Source organism: Pseudophaeobacter sp. C1-32P7 (assembly GCF_041008775.1).
Taxonomy (GTDB): domain Bacteria; phylum Pseudomonadota; class Alphaproteobacteria; order Rhodobacterales; family Rhodobacteraceae; genus Phycobacter; species Phycobacter gallaeciensis_A.
The window spans coordinates 286,614-304,319 of record NZ_JAXGFR010000003.1 but is presented as its reverse complement, the minus strand read 5'-3'; the positions used below and the strand labels follow the sequence as shown (position 1 = coordinate 304,319).

General features: G+C 58.3%; 15 protein-coding genes. 11 read left to right on the top strand and 4 right to left on the bottom strand.

Going from position 1 to position 17,706, the window contains the following annotated elements:
* The first annotated feature begins 15 nt into the window (after positions 1–15).
* The 6 genes from SM763_RS06370 to SM763_RS06345 all read left to right on the top strand — a co-directional run bounded on the left by SM763_RS06370 (position 16) and on the right by SM763_RS06345 (position 7,730).
* On the top strand, positions 16–1,635 hold the full coding sequence (locus SM763_RS06370) for a long-chain-fatty-acid--CoA ligase (RefSeq protein ID WP_274831691.1): 1,620 nt from the start codon (positions 16–18) through the stop codon (positions 1,633–1,635).
* Positions 1,636–1,867: 232 nt separating this feature from the next.
* Positions 1,868–2,704 carry an OmpA/MotB family protein gene (locus tag SM763_RS06365; protein ID WP_274837893.1) on the top strand — a complete coding sequence of 279 codons (837 nt, stop codon included), beginning with the start codon at positions 1,868–1,870 and terminating at the stop codon, positions 2,702–2,704.
* A gap of 122 nt (positions 2,705–2,826) precedes the next feature.
* The gene (locus SM763_RS06360; protein ID WP_368948548.1) at positions 2,827–4,128 is read left to right on the top strand and encodes a flagellar hook protein FlgE; all 1,302 of its coding nucleotides are present in this window, start codon (positions 2,827–2,829) and stop codon (positions 4,126–4,128) included.
* Positions 4,129–4,173: 45 nt separating this feature from the next.
* The gene (flgK, locus tag SM763_RS06355; protein WP_065272119.1) at positions 4,174–5,619 is read left to right on the top strand and encodes a flagellar hook-associated protein FlgK; all 1,446 of its coding nucleotides are present in this window, start codon (positions 4,174–4,176) and stop codon (positions 5,617–5,619) included.
* A 3-nt stretch (positions 5,620–5,622) separates the two neighbouring features.
* Complete coding sequence (locus tag SM763_RS06350; protein ID WP_368998001.1) at positions 5,623–6,627, top strand: flagellin; 1,005 nt, start codon at positions 5,623–5,625, stop codon at positions 6,625–6,627.
* Positions 6,627–7,730, top strand: a complete 1,104-nt coding sequence (locus tag SM763_RS06345) for a flagellar basal body P-ring protein FlgI (protein ID WP_065272121.1) — start codon at positions 6,627–6,629, stop codon at positions 7,728–7,730. The genes SM763_RS06350 and SM763_RS06345 overlap by 1 nt, the downstream gene beginning before the upstream one ends.
* A 1,049-nt stretch (positions 7,731–8,779) precedes the next feature.
* Here the strand turns inward: SM763_RS06345 and fliP are convergent.
* Genes fliP through fliF form a run of 4 tightly spaced genes read right to left on the bottom strand, consistent with a single transcriptional unit; the run spans position 8,780 to position 12,081 of the window.
* Positions 8,780–9,526 carry a flagellar type III secretion system pore protein FliP gene (gene fliP / locus SM763_RS06340; RefSeq protein ID WP_065272122.1) on the bottom strand — a complete coding sequence of 249 codons (747 nt, stop codon included), beginning with the start codon at positions 9,524–9,526 and terminating at the stop codon, positions 8,780–8,782.
* Positions 9,523–9,819 (bottom strand): FliM/FliN family flagellar motor switch protein, encoded by a 297-nt coding sequence (locus SM763_RS06335; RefSeq protein ID WP_065272123.1) that lies wholly within the window; start codon positions 9,817–9,819, stop codon positions 9,523–9,525. The genes fliP and SM763_RS06335 overlap by 4 nt, the downstream gene beginning before the upstream one ends.
* Positions 9,812–10,411 (bottom strand): ABC transporter ATP-binding protein, encoded by a 600-nt coding sequence (locus SM763_RS06330; protein ID WP_065272124.1) that lies wholly within the window; start codon positions 10,409–10,411, stop codon positions 9,812–9,814. Before SM763_RS06330 ends, SM763_RS06335 begins: the two co-directional genes overlap by 8 nt.
* Complete coding sequence (fliF, locus tag SM763_RS06325) at positions 10,411–12,081, bottom strand: flagellar basal-body MS-ring/collar protein FliF (protein WP_065273660.1); 1,671 nt, start codon at positions 12,079–12,081, stop codon at positions 10,411–10,413. Before fliF ends, SM763_RS06330 begins: the two co-directional genes overlap by 1 nt.
* Positions 12,082–12,199: 118 nt before the next feature.
* Here fliF and SM763_RS06320 point away from each other — a divergent pair, with 118 nt between their 5' ends.
* The 5 genes from SM763_RS06320 (at position 12,200) to SM763_RS06300 (ending at position 17,292) form a co-directional block, all read left to right on the top strand.
* Positions 12,200–12,718: a flagellar basal body-associated FliL family protein gene (locus tag SM763_RS06320; protein ID WP_065272125.1), complete on the top strand. Its 519-nt coding sequence runs from the start codon at positions 12,200–12,202 to the stop codon at positions 12,716–12,718.
* A 9-nt stretch (positions 12,719–12,727) separates the two neighbouring features.
* The gene (locus tag SM763_RS06315) at positions 12,728–13,183 is read left to right on the top strand and encodes a hypothetical protein (RefSeq protein WP_274829376.1); all 456 of its coding nucleotides are present in this window, start codon (positions 12,728–12,730) and stop codon (positions 13,181–13,183) included.
* Entirely contained in the window at positions 13,183–13,803 is a 621-nt protein-coding gene (locus SM763_RS06310; RefSeq protein WP_274839670.1) for a MotE family protein, read from the top strand. Before SM763_RS06315 ends, SM763_RS06310 begins: the two co-directional genes overlap by 1 nt.
* Positions 13,804–13,894: 91 nt before the next feature.
* Entirely contained in the window at positions 13,895–14,764 is an 870-nt protein-coding gene (motA, locus tag SM763_RS06305; RefSeq protein WP_065272128.1) for a flagellar motor stator protein MotA, read from the top strand.
* A complete protein-coding gene (locus SM763_RS06300) occupies positions 14,761–17,292 on the top strand; it encodes a hypothetical protein (RefSeq protein WP_368998000.1) in 2,532 nt (843 codons plus the stop codon). The genes motA and SM763_RS06300 overlap by 4 nt, the downstream gene beginning before the upstream one ends.
* The last annotated feature ends 414 nt before the right edge of the window (positions 17,293–17,706 follow it).

The window sequence follows — 17,706 nt, the reverse complement described above, 5'->3', positions numbered from 1 at the left end:
GAGGAGCAAGGCAAAATGCTTGGCAAGATGATGCACAAACCGCTGACGATCAGCTCGTTGATCGAACACGCGGGCCGGTACCACGGCAACACCACCGTGACTTCGGTCGAAACCTCGGGCGAGGTCGTGCATTCCAACTGGGGTGAGATCGAGGCGAATGCCCGCAAACTGTCCGCCGCGCTGAAGCGTCTTGGCATCAAGGCAGGAGAGCGCTGCGGCACCATCGCCTGGAACAACCGCCGCCATCTGGAAATCTATTTCGGTGTCTCCGGTGGCGGGATGATCTGTCACACGATCAACCCGCGCCTGAAGCCGGAACAGCTGATTTACATCATCAACCACGCAGAGGATCAGGTGCTGTTCATCGACGCCACCTTTGTGCCTGCGGTGGGCAAGCTGAAAGAGCACCTGAAAACGCTGAAACACATCGTGCTGATGGGGCCGCGGGATGAGGCGGCCGCCGAGGCCGTGCCAGGCATCCTGTTCTACGACGAACTGCTGGCCGCCGAAGGCGATGACAACAGCTGGCCCGACCTGGATGAAAACACGCCGTCGAGCCTGTGCTATACCTCGGGTACCACGGGCAACCCCAAGGGCGTGCAATATACCCACCGCACCACTGTGCTGCACTCGATGGGCGGCAACCAGCCGGACGGGCTGGCGATCTCGGCGCGCGATACGGTTATGGCGGTGGTGCCGATGTTCCACGTCAACGCCTGGGGTGTTCCCTATATTGCGGCCGCCGTCGGCGCCAAGCTGGTTCTGCCGGGGCCGCATCTTGATGGGGAAAGCCTGGTCAAGTTGATCGATGGCGAGCGGGTCACCCTTGCGCTGGGCGTGCCGACCATCTGGATGGGGCTGTTGCAGGCGCTGGAGAAGACCGGCAGCAAGGCCGAAAGCCTGAAGCGTACCGTTGTGGGCGGCTCGGCCCTGCCGACGGTTATGATCCCGACCTTCCGCGACAAATACGGAGTGGAGTTGATCCACGCCTGGGGCATGACCGAAACAAGCCCGCTGGGTACGCTCAACAACCTTCTGCAGAAACACGACGACCTGAGCGTCGAGGAAAAGGGCAAGATCCGCGAAGGGCAGGGGCGTCCGCCCTATGGTGTCGAACTGCGCATCGTGGACGAGGCGGGCAAACGCCTGCCCGAGGATGGCGAGACCCAGGGCGAGTTGCAGATCCGTGGTCACTGGATCATCGATACCTATTTTGGCCATGACACCAGCGCGCTGACCATGGATGGCTGGTTCGATACCGGCGATGTCGCCACCATCGATGCCGATGGCTATATGATCATCCGCGACCGGTCCAAGGACATCATCAAGTCGGGCGGTGAGTGGATTTCGACGGTGGAGCTGGAAGACATCGCCATGTCCCACCCCAAGATCGCTCAGGCGGCTGCCATCGCGGCCCGGCACCCCAAGTGGGATGAACGTCCGGTGGTCATCGCGGTGCGTTCCGACGAAAGTCTGACCGAAGAAGAGCTGTTGGCGCATTACGAAGGCAAGGTTGCGAGCTGGCAGATTCCGGACCGCGTGGTCTTTACCGATGATCTGCCGCTGGGCGGCACCGGCAAAGTGCTCAAGAACAAGCTGCGCGAATCATTCGGCGACATCCTTTTGGACGCTTGAAACGCCCTTCTGATCCCGCCCTTTTTGTGGCGGGGTCAGACCTCCGCCACACCTTCGCCACAAAGCTGCCACATCGTTGACTTGAGGTCGTCTCGGTTCACCCCTGAAAACCACATTTATGCCCTTAAATCATTTGTTTAGATGTCTTAATAGCAGCCAATTTTAGCTGTTAAGATCTGATTAACGCACTGCCTGATACCCCGATTGTGGGTGAAAAAAAGTGGTGGTTGAAATGAGCGCTCAAAGCAATGTAGCTCCGATAATTATCAAGAAGAAAAAGTCAGGTGGTGGCGATGGTCATCACGGCGGTGCATGGAAGGTGGCCTACGCCGACTTCGTGACCGCGATGATGGCATTCTTCCTTCTGATGTGGCTCCTGAATGCGACCACTGAAAAGCAGCGCAAAGGTCTGGCTGACTATTTCTCGCCGTCCATTCCGCTCAGCCGGGTCTCCGGTGGCGGCAACGGCGCGTTCAGCGGGGACAGCATGTTCACCGAGGATGTCAAACCGCAAAGCGGCATTGGCGCGACGGACGAACACCCGACAAATGCGCGGCAGGCTCAAGGCGCGACCGGGCTGATGGATGCAAGCGAGCAGTCCGCCCAAGAGGAGGTTTTCCGGGTCGTCGAAGAGGAGCTGAAAGGGCTTGGCGGTGAAAGCATGGTCTCGACCGACCTGGCGCGCCATATCGTGACACGGGTCACCGACGAAGGTCTGATCATCGAATTGTTCGAAACCGAAGACGCAGCGCTGTTCGAAGATGGTACAGCAGAACCGACGCCCTTGTTCCGCGATCTGGTGCGCATGGTGGCCCGGGTCAGCGGTACGGTGGCCAACGGTATCGCCATTGGCGGGCACATCCGGTCCCAGCCTGTGGTGCTTGCCAAGAACCCGGTGTGGGAGTTGTCGCACGCCCGCGCTGATGCCGCCCGCCAGCTACTCGAATCGGGTGGTCTGAAATCTAACCGAATCCATCGGATCACAGGCTATGCCGACCGTACTCTGGCCGTTGAAAACCCCATGCGGGTTCGCAACAACCGCGTCGAAATCACCCTTTTGCGCAAGTAAAACATGACAATTAACCACCACCGGGCGGCGACAGATAGATTGGATTTTATCTGTTAGCCGCCCGTTAAGTGCTCGTGCGCTAGCTATTGCATCAAGAATTTGAAGCAGCAGAAAGGCGTGCTATGACCATTTCTTCGTCGCTATATGCGGGTGTATCCGGGCTCGGCGCGAATGCCAGCCGACTGGCCTCCATCTCCGATAACATCGCGAACTCCTCTACCGCTGGCTACAAGCGCGTCCAGACGGATTTCCATTCGATCGTGGCGGGGTCCTCTGGCGGTGCCTATAGTGCGGGCGGTGTGCGGACCACCAATGTGCGTCTGATTGATCAACGCGGTCCCCTGGTGACGACAGATAATCCGACAGACCTGGCAGTGCGCGGTAGCGGCTTCCTGCCTGTGACAACCCTTTCGGAAATTGCAGCAGGCAATGGTGCGCCGACGATGCGGCTGACGACTGCAGGGTCCTTTAGCATGAATTCCGATGGCTATCTCGCAACGGAATCGGGGCTGGCACTGCTTGGATGGCCGACAGATGCTGCTGGGAACACCTTGGCCGGCGCTGTGGACTCGAGCGATGGTCTGGAGCCGGTATATCTGAATAAGAACCAGCTGGTCGGCGAGCCGACAACCAAAATGCAGATTGGTGCCAACCTGCCTGCGACAGCGACGGAGGCTGGCGCAACCTCAGGGATTGAATCCCTGTCGATCGAGTATTTCGACAACCTTGGATCCTCGGAAAATCTGGATATCGAGTTCACTCCGACGGTGCCCGCGACCGGTAAATCCAACCAATGGACGATGACCATCAAAGATACCGCCAGCGGCGGCGCGGTTGTGGGTGAATATACTCTGGAATTTGACGACAGCCGTACCGATGGCGGCAATCTGGCTTCGGTAACTGATGTGAGCGGTGGTGCGTATGATGCTGCGACCGGTAGTGTTATCGTTACTGTCGATGGCGGCCCGATCGAAATCAATATCGGCCTGATCGGTGAAAATGATGGTTTCACCCAGGTTTCCGATACCTTTGCACCCGCGACCATCACCAAGGATGGTGCGACTGCGGGCAACCTTCTGGGGGTTGATGTAGACACGTCGGGCTTTGTCCGGGCCAATTATAGCACTGGCGCAAGCCGCATCCTCTACAAGATCCCGCTGGTCGATATGCCTAACCCCAATGGTATGGTGTCGATGGACTATCAGACCTTCCTCCCGTCAGCAGATAGCGGTGCGTTCTTCCTGTGGAATGCGGGCGATGGACCCACCGGTGAAATTGCTGGCTTCACGCGTGAGGAATCTTCGACCGATGTGGCGGGCGAGCTGACCAACATGATCCAGACGCAGCGGGCCTATTCCTCGAACGCGAAGGTCATCCAGACCGTCGACGAGATGCTTCAGGAAACCACCAACATCAAGCGTTAACGCGCTGATGCGCAATGACCCCGGCTTAGAAAGAGCAGGCTGATCATGTCTATCACAAGTGCAATTAACTCCGCGATGAGCGGATTGAATGCTGCGTCGCGATCTTCACAGATCGTGTCCGAGAACCTCGCCAACGCGCTGACCCCGGGTTACACGCGGCGGACACTGGATCTGAATGCGAATGCCTACTCTCCGGGGGTGAGAATCGGTGCGGTCCAGCGCATGGTCGATCCGGGGGTGGTCTCTGCGCGCCGCGATTCTGAGGCTGAATATGCCGTGGCTGAAGTCAACGCGACTTTTTACGCGCGGATGAGTAGCCTTGTCGGCAGCGTTGACGATGAATCTTCGATCGCATCGCAGATGGCCAACTTCGACGGCAGTCTGGTCGAGACGTTGTCTCGGCCCGACTCCACGCCGCGTTTGAATGATCTGGCGGTGAAGGCGGACCTTCTGGTCCGCTCGATCACCGACGCGGCTGACGGGCTCCGCGATATGCGGGTTCAGGCCGATACCTCGATCGGTATTCAGGTCGACAAGGTGAATTCCACCCTGAAGGAGCTTGAAAAGCTGAATGCCCGCGTTGTCGTGGCCAAAGCTGCGGGGGCCGACACTACGACATTGCTTGACCAACGCAGCATGTTGGTTGATGAAATCAACGCGATCATCCCGGTCAATGTTATCAACCGGGATGGTGGCAGGATCGCGCTCTATTCCTCCGGTGGCACTGCGCTCTTGGAGGGTAAAGCTTCTGAGCTCAGCTTCTCTCCCAAAAGTGACATGCTGCCTCATATGACCCAGGACAACGGGCTGTTGTCAGGGCTTGAGGTGAATGGCAAACCGATCAGCACAAGCGCAAACGGCCCCATCCGAGGCGGCACACTGGTTGCTCAGTTCCAGGTCCGTGACGTGCTGGCCGTGAAGGCGCAGGACGATCTTGATGCCTATGCCCGCGATCTGATCGAACGGTTCCAGGATCCGGCACTCGATTCCACGATCGGTGCCACGGATGCGGGTATCTTCACTGATGGTGGCAACTTCTTCGATAGCGCCGACACGGTTGGGATTTCCGGCCGACTGGAGCTGAATGATCTGGTTGCCATGGATGGTCAGGCGGAAACCTGGCGTTTCCGGGACGGGCTTTACGCAGCCACGCAGGGTGATCCCGGTGACGGTAGTCTGATCAATGGCTACGCAGAGGCCCTGAAGGAAAACCGTTCTCTGAGTTCGACAGGTCTTGGCAGTGTCAGTGGCGATGCCTCGACGCTGAGTTCCGTCTTGCTGTCCCGGTTTGCCCGCGACGATAACAGCGCGTCGAATACGCTGACCTTTGCGGCAGCCAGCTATACCGAAATGGCCCAGACCGAGGCGAGCTTTGGTGTCGATACCGATGCCGAGCTGCAGAACCTGATGCTGTATGAAAAAGCCTATGGTGCAAATGCCAAGGTGTTGTCCGTCGTGGATGGCCTGCTGGAAACTATTCTGGGGATCTGATCAATGATTATTAAGTCCTATGGCGACATGGCGCAGCATATGTTCTTGCGTAACCGCAACGCCGAGCTGAAGCAGGATATCGAAAGGCTGGGGCAAGAGCTTGCCAGCGGGAAACTCTCCGATATTACCGCCAGACTGGGTGGTGATTTCACGTATCTTTCCGATATCGAAACCAACCTGACCCGCCTGGAAAGCCATGTGATTGCCACCAACGAGGCAAAGCTCTTTGCAACGGGCATGCAGGGCAGCCTGGAGCTGATTCAATCTTCGGCTCAGACCATGCGTGACAATTTGCTGGGCCTGACACCAACGCTCAAGCCTGACGATGCAGAGCGTTTCGGTGCGGAAGGACGGATCCAGCTGGACAATGCCATCAGCAAGCTGAATTCTTGGGCTGGTGGCCGCAGCCTGTTTGCCGGCACCGCCACCTCTACCTCGCCGCTGAATGATGCAGGTACGCTGATGACCGAACTGGTGTCCGAGGTTTCGGGGCTGACAAGCGCAACGGACATCGTGCAGGCGGTAAAGGATTGGTTCGCCGATCCGATGGGGTTTGACGATGCCATGTATGTGGGCTCCACCAAGGATCTGTCACCGGTCGAGGTAGCCGATGGGGAAACCGTATCGCTTGCGTTGCGCGCCGATGATCCTGCTTTGAAGCACCCGCTGCAAAGCTTTGCCATCGCGGCTCTGGTCAACGAAAGCGCGCTGGGTTTGAGCGACGCCACCAAGGTTGAGCTTGCCAAGATGACTGGGACGGAACTGCTCAACAGCACCGAACAGCTCATCGATAAACAGGCTAGCATCGGCTTTATCGAAGGGCAGTTGGAGCGCGTGAGTACACGCAACACCGCGACCGAAACCAGTCTGAGCATCGCCAAAAACAACCTGATCAACGCGGACCCCTATGAAACGTATACACGCCTAGAAGAAGCTCAGCTGCAGCTGGAAAGCCTCTACTCGGTGACCTCGCGTAGTTCCCAACTGTCGCTGCTGAGGTACATGTAATGTTGAAATTTCTACGTCTCCTCATCGCCTGTCTGCTTCTGCCTGCGATGGCTCAGGCCAGCGCGATCCGGTTGAAGGATCTGGTGGAGTTTGATGGCGTGCGCGGCAATGATCTGGTTGGTTACGGCCTGGTTGTGGGGCTGGATGGCACCGGTGATGGTCTGCGCAATTCGCCTTTCACCGAAGAAATCATGTCGAACATTCTGGAGCGCCTCGGCGTTAACGTGACGGGCGAACAATTCCGTCCGAAGAACGTGGCCGCAGTGTTTGTGACGGCAACTTTGCCACCGTTTGCGCGGGTTGGCGGCAACGTCGATGTGACGGTTTCGGCCATTGGCGACTCCAAAAGCCTGATGGGCGGCACCCTGATCATGACGCCGCTAAACGCGGCCGACGGTCAGATCTATGCCGTGGCCCAGGGGACCATCCTGGCCGGTGGCACCGTCGCCGAGGGGGAGGCCGCCAGTGTGACGCAGGGCGTGCCGACCGCTGGTGTGATCCCGGCAGGTGGCCGGGTTGAGCGGGAGATCGACTTCGATCTGTCCTCTCTTTCGTCGATGCGCCTGGCGCTGCGTGAACCGGATTTCACCACCGCAGGCCGGATCGAACGGGCCATTAACGCTGAATTCGGCCGCAGCGTGGCCCTGATGCGGGACTCTGGCACGGTTGAGGTGGATATCCAGCGTACCCGTGCGCGATCCACGGCCCATGCGGTCGGTCGGATCGAAAACATCCTTGTCGAGCCGCAGCGCAAGGCGCGTGTTGTCATTGATCAGGCTTCCGGCACCATTGTAATGGGCAGCGACGTGCGGATTTCGCGGGTGGCCGTGGCCCAGGGTAACCTGACCCTCCGGATAGAAGAAGCACCGCTTGTGGTACAGCCCAACCCGTTCGGAAATGGCGAATCGGTCGTCGTTCCGCGCACTGGTGCTGCCATCGAAGAGGAGGAGGGCATCCAACTGGCCGAAGTTCCGGAGAGCACGTCTCTGTCCGAGGTCGTTGCCGGGCTCAATGCGCTGGGTGTCTCTCCACGGGACATGATCGATATCCTGAAAAGCCTGAAAGCGGCGGGAGCTTTGCACGCGGAATTCGTTGTGCGCTGAAGCCAGCCAAAGCACATTACAATAGCCCGGATCGCTTGCGCGGTCCGGGCTTTTCTTTGGCCAAGTATGCAAAGCGCGTTGGTCGGCTTTGAGCCCATCTTGACGTATGCTGCGCTGTTGACCAAAGTCCGTTTCAAGAAATTACGAACCGGAACCATGAGCCTATTCACCTCGAGAATGCATTGGCTTGCAACTTTTACGGCAGCAGTCTGGTTCGGAAACGGTCCAGTTCATGCACAAAGCTTGGTGGATGACTTCGATATCCTTTTCGAACGTTGCCGCGTGGCGATAGAAACGAACTCGGCGTTTGAAAACGAAGGATTTCAACGGCGTGACATCGCAGACCGCGATGTACGGGATTGGGGCATCTCATCGGCCCAAGAGGCCTGGATGCTCCCTGAATCACGGTTTTACGTTGTGCTCACGAATTGGACATCTCGAGATGGCCCAACGCGGCACCTATGTGGAATTAAGCTAGCCGATGAAAACCTCGCTCTAAGCGCAGCTGAGCAGGCGCTGTTGCTGCGATATTTTCTAATGAGACATGCAGAATTGATCAGTGCCGGAACGCACGAGTCTGTCCTACACGTGACTCCCATACTTCCGTCCATACTTACAGGCTTCTTGCTGTCAGATCGGAACCCTAACAAGTGCACTGTGATCACCACACTTACGTTCGAGCCTGATGGAACCTTTTTTGCAGCAGGATCTGGGGAGCAAGCCACAAAGCCCTGCGAAGCCGAATAGGCGTTTTGCTGAAACTGTAAACTGGCGGAGGCCAGAGCTGACATTTGGACTGCAGCGAACGGTAGCTTTGTCCGCACAGTAGACCTACATGTTTTGTAGAACCTGCTTCGTTGCTTGTGGCTTATGCACGAGGTGAAGAATGCGCATCGTTTCGCAAGCAGACACGGAGCAGTTTCAAGGGAATCTAGGATTCGAGGATCTTTTCCAAAAACAAACTGAGCGCGTCACGGCACATAACATAAAAGCCCCCCCGAACCGCTGTTCGGAGGGCTGAGATCTGTCTTGATTGTCTGCCAGTCTGGCTAGGATGGATAGTAACTGCGTACCAGGGCGGTTGCGATCAGGCTCCAGCCATCGGCGACCACGAAGAACGCCAGTTTGAACGGCAGGGAGACCACTGCTGGGGGCACCATCATCATACCCATGGACATCAGGATAGCGGCGACCACCAGGTCGATAACCAGGAAGGGCAGAAAGACCAGAAAGCCAATCTGAAATGCCCGCGCGATTTCCGACAGAAGAAAGCTGGAGACCAGAACGGACAGCGGCGCATCGGCTGTCGGATCGATCCCTTGGGTGGCTGGGCGCAGATCTGCGATGGCATAAAAGGTGTCCGGATCCAGCCGGTTTGCCATGAAGGCTCTGAAGGGTTCCAGCCCCCGGGTAATGCCGGTTTCGACGTCCACCTGTTCTTCGATCAACGGGCTGATCCCGTTCACCCAGGCTTCGTTGAATACCGGCTCCATCACGAAATAGGTCAGGAACAACGCCAGGCTGATCATCAACATGTTTGGCGGCGCCTGCTGCAGACCCATGCCCTGGCGCAGGATCGACAGCACCGTTACGAGGAACGGAAAGCAGGTAACCATGATCAAAAGGCCGGGCGCGAGGCTCAGCACGGTGATCAGCAGAATCAGCTGGATGGACCGCGCCGAAATCGACTGTCCATCCGCCAATGATAGGCTCAGTTCTTGAGCAACGGCGGCCTGCGGCAGGGCCAGCGCCAGAAAAAGCGCCAGCGCCGCATAGGCGATAGGTTTGTGTGTCATCCCAGCCCGTTTTGCAGATCGGCAATTTCGGTCAGGCGCACGGCAAGCTGACCAGCCTGATCGCCTTCCATTTCTTCCAGCTGACCGCGGGCGACCAGACGGTCCCCGACATAAAGGTCAACCGGATCCTCGACCCGTTTGTCCAGAGTCAGGATCGCGTTTTCGCCAAGGTTGACCAGATCGCGGATCAGTGGCCGGGCCTTGCCGACCGAAACAACCACTTCCACTGGAACCGATACGAAGGGGTTGCTTGCATCGGTGGCTTTCATATTGAGTTCGGCTGCATTATCCATACTGGCTGTCCTCTCTGACATGATAGGTAAAGGCGTCGATCGAACCATGAATAGATTCGAGCAGCGCGGAGCTGTTTAGTTCGCGTTCGGAGGCGCCGACACGCAGATAGGCCTGACCTTCGGCCAGGGTGTCGTCTTCCTGAACTTTCACCGGAACCGAGATGTTTTCTGCAACAAGGGCACGGACCGCATGGCTTTCGCTCGGCGACACCACGATCTGCATCGCCTGATCGGTCTGGAACCGGGCCATATCGGTCAGTTGATCAACGATGTGGTGGCCAAAGGTGGCTGACATAGCATCCGGAAGGACCGAACTGGTCAGTACCTTGAACATCGGGTCCAGCGATTCGATGAGCTGGGCCTGGGCCTCGTGGTAGGTAAAGTTCAGGTCTTCAAGCGAACTGGCCAGCGTGGCCGAAATCCGCGTTGATTCCTGATCCTTTGCGCTGATGGCGTCTTCCCAGCCAGCGCTGTATCCCTTTTCAAAGGACACCAGCCTTTGTTCTTCGACGGCCTCCTCGGAAAGCCCGGGGTCGGGGGCTTCGACGGCTGAACCGCCGCCGAAGTCTTCCAGAAGGTGCGTGATACTCATCAGACTCGTTCCTCGTTCTCTTCCAGCCAGCCGCGCAGAATCTGGACGGTTTCTTCCTGACGTTCACCGATCATGGAGCGCAGCCTGTCGACGGGGTTTTCGCCACCACCACCCAGTGCGGGCAGTCCGCCCAGGTCGTCCAGGCCGCTACCCATGCCGGGCATATCTCCCAGCGGAGCAAAATCGCCGCCCATGTTGTCTTGGATTTCTCCGTCCAGGGCGAGATTCGCACCCATGTCCGGGTTCGACATGAAGTCGCCACCTCCGCCCAAGGCGGGCAGATCAGGCAATGCACCGCCGGTAGGTGCGCTCAGCGCGGCGACAGAGGATCCTTTGTTGGACAGAATCGGGCGGACAACGAAGAGGCCAAGGATTAGGGTAACCAGTGCCAGGGCCCCCATCTGGATCAGCGACATGGCGTCGAAATACAGATTGTCCATGAAGGAGCTGGTGGCCACCGTGCCCTGCGGCTCGACAGAGGGAAGATCCATCGACTTCAGGGTAATCACATCACCGCGGTCCGCGTTAAATCCGACAGCGGCCGAAATCAGCTCGCGCAGGGCTTGCAGTTCTTCTTCGGGGCGCGGTTCGAAGACGGTTTCCCCGGCTTCGTTGGTCGCCATGCCACCGTTGACCAGCACTGCGACGGTGAGACGCTTGATGGCACCGGGGCCGCGCACGATCTCTTTTTCGGTTTCGGAGATTTCGTAGTTTACCCGTTCCCGCGTTGCGCTGGTGTTCGCCTTGGAACCCTGGCCTGATGCAGCATCCCCATCGGGAATATTCGAGGCGACGGTCACCTCTCCGGCCTGGTTCTGAGACGAATCGGCGCGTTCTTCCACATCGGTGCTGATCGCAACACGGCTTTCCGGGTCGACCCGCTTTTCGCGGATGGATTCGGTGTCGGTTACGGTCTCGACACTGACTTCAACCACTGCGTTGCCATGGCCGACGCGGGCCTCAACAAGGCGCATGACCCGATCGCGGATGGATTGCGACCTGTCATCGGAGCCTGCACCCGCTGCTGCTGCAGCCTCGGTGGATCCGATCAGGGCACCATTGGCATCGATGACGGCGACGTTTTCCACCGCAAGGCCGGTGACGGCCGAGGCAACCAGAAAGCGAATCGCGTTGGCCTGCGCCGGTGTAATGGGCGACCCCATCGGCACCACGGATACCGATGCGGTGGCATCTGCGGTCCGCTGGAAAGGATTCGTTCCAGTATTGGCAATATGGACTCGCGCTTGGGTGATATGCGGGCTGCCGACGATGGTCCGGGCCAACTCGCCTTCTTTTGCACGCCAGTAGGCGGCGTCGAACATCTGCGAAGTCGTTCCGAACCCGCTGAGCGAATCGAGCAGTTCGTAACCGCGCCCGCCATTTGCCGGAAGGCCCTCGCTTGCCAGGGTCATCCGAAGCTCGTCGCGTTTGTCCGAGGGCACATAAATAGAGCCGCCGCGGACTTCATATTGGATGTTGCGCTGCTCAAGCGAGCTCACCACATCTCCGGCCGTGCCGCTTTCCAGCCCGGCGTATAACAATTGCATTGTTGGCTTGGTTGCCAAATTGGACATCGCCAGGATGCTGAGAATCACGGCCAAAGTCGCGCCAATTGCGATCAGGCGCTTCCGCGTATCCAAACCTGCCCAGACATTCTTGATCTGCTGCACATTAACCTCCGTCGCACCGGCGTTCTGTCCGGCGTGCAACCTTTTTGAACGAACGGCCTTAACATTCGGTTAGTTCCTCACGGGTTATGAAGAGGAGCACGACGTTTTAGGGATAGCCATGACAGACGCTGTAGTAGATACAGAAGAACCAGCCAAAAAAAGCAAAATGCCCCTGATTATAGGGGTTGTGCTTGCGGTAGCTGGTGCGGGCGGCGGATTCTTCGCCGTTCAGTCAGGCCTTCTTCCTTTTGGTCACAAAGCAGCGCCCGAATCGGCGCATATGACCGAAGAGGCGCCAGAAGGCGTGGATAGTGGTGAGACGGCAGAGGATATTGCCAATCTTGCCTTCATCGAAATGGAACCGATTGTAATATCGCTGCAAAGTCCCAGCGGCATTCGGCATTTGCGGTTCCGTGCACAACTAGAGGTCGATCTGGCCCATCAGGCCGAGGTCGAAAAAGTCCTCCCACGAGTTGTCGATGTACTGAACAGCTATCTACGCGCTTTGGAGGTTAAGGATCTTTCCGATCCGATGGCCCTGCCAAAACTGCGCGCACAGATGCTGCGGCGGATCAATATCGCGACCGGACAGGGTCGCGTGAGGGATCTGCTGATCATGGATTTCGTACTAAACTAGGAGGACAGGATGGACCTTATTGCTGATATCCTGCTTGCAGCCGGAGCTCTTGGAGCTGGTTTCTATTGTCTGGTGCTGTCGCGCCGGTTGAAACGGTTCAACGATCTGGAAAAGGGCGTCGGCGGTGCCGTCGCGGTTCTTTCGGCGCAGGTGGATGACCTGAACAAATCTCTCGTATCGGCCCAGAAGGTGTCGGATGGCTCCAGCAAGGCGTTGGAACAGCTCACCGGACGCGCAGAGACGGTTGCCCAGCGGCTGGAGCTGATGATGGCCTCGATGCATGACATGCCCGAAGCCGCAGTGCCCGAAGCGCCGCAGCCCACAGCCCAGGGTACCGAAGAGCACGATGCTCTGGCGGAAGCCTACGGATCGCAGGGTGAGCCGGAAAAACCGGCCGAGGATACGTCCAGCTCCTCCGGCCTGATGTTTGTCCGTCACGCTCGTGGTCAGAATCGGGTGGCGTGATGAGCGAGAAGAAAAAGAAATCAAAGAAGGGCGCTCGCGCAAAAAGCGGCACCCTGATGATGATTGCATTGCTGCTGATGGGGTCAGCGATTCTTCGCCTCGGTCTCGACGCAGGTCCGGCGATTGCTCGTGAAGTTGCCAGCCTTCAAAAAGAAGGCAACGAAGATCACGCGGATAGAGGCGAGATGCGCAGCGAATCGATGCCGTCTTCGGCAGAGCTGCAGGCGATGCTGGCTGCGTTCAAGGAACGCGAAGCGGCTCTTGCAGCCCGCGAGGCTGAAATCGAGGATCGTATGAAGGCGCTGGAGATCGCGGACCAGGCGATCGACACCAAACTGGCAGCGCTTCAGGATGCCGAGGAGAAGCTGAAATCCACTCTGGCCCTGGCCGATGGTGCGACCGAGGCGGATGTGGCCCGGCTGACCACCGTCTACGAACAGATGAAGCCAAAAGAATCGGCTGCACTGTTTGAAGAGATGGATCCGACTTTTGCGGCCGGATTTCTGGCGCGCATGCGTCCCGAGGCAGCAGCTGGCATCATGGCCGGTCTGAGCCCCGAAGCGGCCTATACGATCAGCGTTGTGCTGGCCGGAAGAAATGGCGCCGTACCGACGGAATAACTTGGGCCGGTCGAACTTGGCCCAGTTGATTAGTCTTTTTTAATCAGACTCACCTAAGCTTCTATAAAGCAACACAATTCGGAGTGAACCTGTGATCGGGATTATAGGTATTGTCGTCATCTTTGCCATGGTTTTTGGCGGGTATCTGATGGCTGGCGGCAAGATGGGCATCATCCTGAAGTCGCTTCCTTTTGAGCTGATGATGATTGGCGGGGCAGCGGTCGGTGCCTTTCTTATCAGCAATGACATGAGCGGTATCAAACACACGCTCAAGGATGTTGGGAAAGTCTTCAAGGGTCCCAAGTGGAAGCCGGATGATTACCGGGATCTGCTGTGCCTGCTCTTTTCCCTGATCCGGATCGCCCGTGCGAACCCGGTCGAGGTGGAGCAGCATATCGAAGACCCGGAAAATTCGTCGGTGTTTAACAAATACCCTAAAATCGTGGCCGACAAGGAGGTGGTGAACCTGATTTGCGACACCATGCGCTCGGCCTCGATGAACTACGACGACCCGCATCAGGTCGAGGAAGTTCTGGAAAAGCGGATGGAAGCCAACCTGCATCACGCAATGCACGGTAGCCACGCGCTTCAGACCATGGCAGACGGCCTGCCGGCCCTGGGGATTGTTGCGGCGGTTCTGGGTGTGATCAAGACCATGGCCTCGATCGACCAGCCGCCAGAGGTTCTGGGCAAGATGATCGGCGGCGCCCTGGTCGGTACCTTCCTTGGCGTGTTCCTGGCCTATGGCCTGGTTGGCCCCTTCGCCAGCAAGGTCAAATCGGTGACCGAGGAAGACGCGCATTTCTATCAGCTGATCCGCGAAGTACTGGTGGCCAACCTGCATAACCACGCGGCAGCAATTTGCATCGAGGTCGGGCGTCAGAATACCCCGTCTCACATCCGCCCCGGTTTTTCGGAACTGGAAGAAGCTCTCAGATCGGTGAAACAGGACGCAGCATGATTTGGCGCGCACTCGCGATAACTGCCACAGTTTTGGCCAGTCTTCTGGTCTCGGGCGAAGCCCGGGCCCAGACGATCGTGGCCCGCTCAGGTGAACACGACGGATTTTCCCGGCTGGTTATGCGTCTGCCCAATGGGGCGGACTGGTCGCTGACACAAAGTGGCCGGAGTGCGACATTGAACATCGGCGCCCGGGACATCGTTTATGACACGTCCCGCGTTTTCAACCTGATCCCGAGGGACCGGTTGCGGGCCATCGGGCAGGCCGCGCCCGGGCAGCCGTTGCGGATGGATCTGGGCTGCAACTGCGAAATCCGGTCTTACGTGCAACGCGATGGCTATCTCGTGATCGATATCCGTGATGGCAACGATGAACCAGTCTATTCCACGGCAGGCAGTGGTGCCGCCGTAGGCAATGGTCGGCCCTTCGTGCCCTCCCTTCCTTTGCAAACCGCCGAGGAGCCGAAAACCGAGCAACCGACATCCGGTTACCGGTTCAATCTGGGACAAAGCGCCATCGCGGATGCCCGCCTGGCGCTGGATCTCGCTGCTGCGGTGGAACGCAGCGCACCACCCGCGCCAGCAACCAGTACAACTCGTGTGGAGGCGCCCGTCGCCCAGTCCGAAATGCACGCCGCAGCGAGCTCCGAACAGTTACGTCTGCCTGCGCTATTGCCGTTGGAGCCGCGTGCCGAAGCAAGCAATGTGCCGACGCCGGATTTCGTCAAGGCCAATATGGGCGAGCCGCAGGAGCCGATGACGTTGCCGGAAGTGAATCTGCTTCTCGATATGGAAGAATCGGCCCGCGCTGCGACCGTGAACGCCTCTGAACAGCGCCTGCTGCGTCAGATTGGCCGGGCCGCGAACCAGGGTCTTTTGGACATCGCCATCGCAGGTGGGCAGATCGATGCCGGACAGCGGCAGATCAATCCGCTGGACCGGGATGGGCGCCCACTGGATCCACTGGATAATATCTCCATTACATCCGCAGTCGATCGGGAGGCGGGGCTTCTCGCCCGCGCCCGTGACGAAGAGGATGAATCCGAATTGTGCCTGCCTGATCATGGTATCGCCGTATACAACTGGGGCAATGACAGCTCCTTTGCCGATCAGGTGGGACCGCTGCGCAGTGCGTTAGTTCGCGAGTTTGACGACGTTAATCCGGCAGGTGTGCTGGCCTTGGCGAAACTCTACATTTTTTTCGGCTTTGGCGCCGAAGCCAAGGCGATGATCCAAGCCATGCCCGAGGACCGGCTGACACCGGAAAACAAAAATATCCTAAATGCTTTGGCGGATCTCGTTGAAGGCGAGACATTGCCGATAAACCATCCGTTTTCCGGACAGCAAATCTGTGACGGCGACACTACCCTGTGGTCGGTATTGGCGGACGGTGAAATCAAGAAAGGTGCCAATACCGATGCCATTCAGCAGGCGTTTGGGCGTTTGCCTGTACATCTGCGGGTGCACCTTGGCCCCAAGGTCAGTTCTCTCTTTTCCGAGGCAGAGCAATATCATGTAGCCGGCGCGATCCTGAGGTCGGTGAACCGGACCGGTGTTGATCACGTGCCGGAATTGAATATGGCCGAGGCCGCGATTGCGGATCTGGAAGGGGACACGGAAAAGGCTGCGGAAAAACTGACCGAAGCTGTTGCGGAACGCACAGAGAATACTCCGGTTGCCCTGATTGAGCTGATTGTGCTCAGCTATAAGGAAGATAAAGCTCTGTCGCCGGACGTGCCGGATGTTGTCGGCTCTTATGAGCACGAGAATCGCGACGGCGAACTGGGGGCAGATCTGCGCAAGGCCGAGATCACCGCCCTGGCGCTCACCGGACGTTTTCACGATGCATTCCAAGAGCTGAAGGACCTCAGCAACCGCGATGGTCCGGCCGCCCGCACGGCGGCTCTGGAACCTTTGATGACTCTTCTCACAGAGCGCGCGGACGACGTAACCTTCCTTCAGTATGCGCTCGTCTTTGCGATGCAATCCACCGCCAGAGAAGCGGCGCCGGTCGCAGATATCATCGCGCGCCGGTTGCTGGATCTCGGATTTGCAGAGCAGGCCATGTCCCTGCTGAAGAAACTGGCGCTGGAGCCCGAAAACGAAAAACGCCGCGAGATGCTGGCCGAAGCTGCTCTGGCGTTGAATAAGCCGCAGCGGGCTCTGGTTGAACTGATGGGGCTGGAGAGCACCGAGGCCAACCGTCTGCGCGCCGAGGCGCTGTGGCGCAATGGTGAATACGGTCGGTCGGGTGAATACATGCAGGTCGCAGAGGACAAGAACGCGGCGGCCCGCGGCTTCTGGCACTCCGAAAACCTGGAAGCGATCCAGTCGTTGGAAGCGGATGAGGGAACTCCGTTCCGGCAAGTTGCCGACATGACCACAGAAATCGGCGAGACTGCGAAGGATCCCGAAGGTCTGACACCGCTGGCCCATGCCCGTGCACTTGTCGAAAGCAGCCAGGGCACCCGCGGCGGGATCGAAGATCTGCTGAAACAGCTGAAAGCCGCACGCGCTGAAACAGAGTAATCGAAGGCTCCTTTAGATCATGGACCGCTCTCTTTTGAGGGCGGTCTTTGCGTTGGGCGATAACGGTTTGTAAACCGTCTTTGCCTAGCTTGAACCGTGGATGAATCCGCAATTGGAACGGGCAGAATGCCGGAAAAACAACATAGAATACGCCTGATTGGGCGGCGGCGCTTTGGGCAGCCGCTGCACCTTGAGCAGGTCCCGCCGTCCTTGGGTGATTCTGCTTCACTCGACAGGCTGCGCCCCGGCGACACGGCTGTCGCTTTCTCCGTTTTCTCAACGCGTGAACAGGCAGGGGTTGGTCTCCCCCGCACGAACAGCTGCGCGCTGCGTCCTTCCCGTTCGCTACGCTCTCGGCGCTGGTCCAGGACCGGGCAGCTGCCCTCTGCCGTGCGGTCTTCAACATATTCCCAG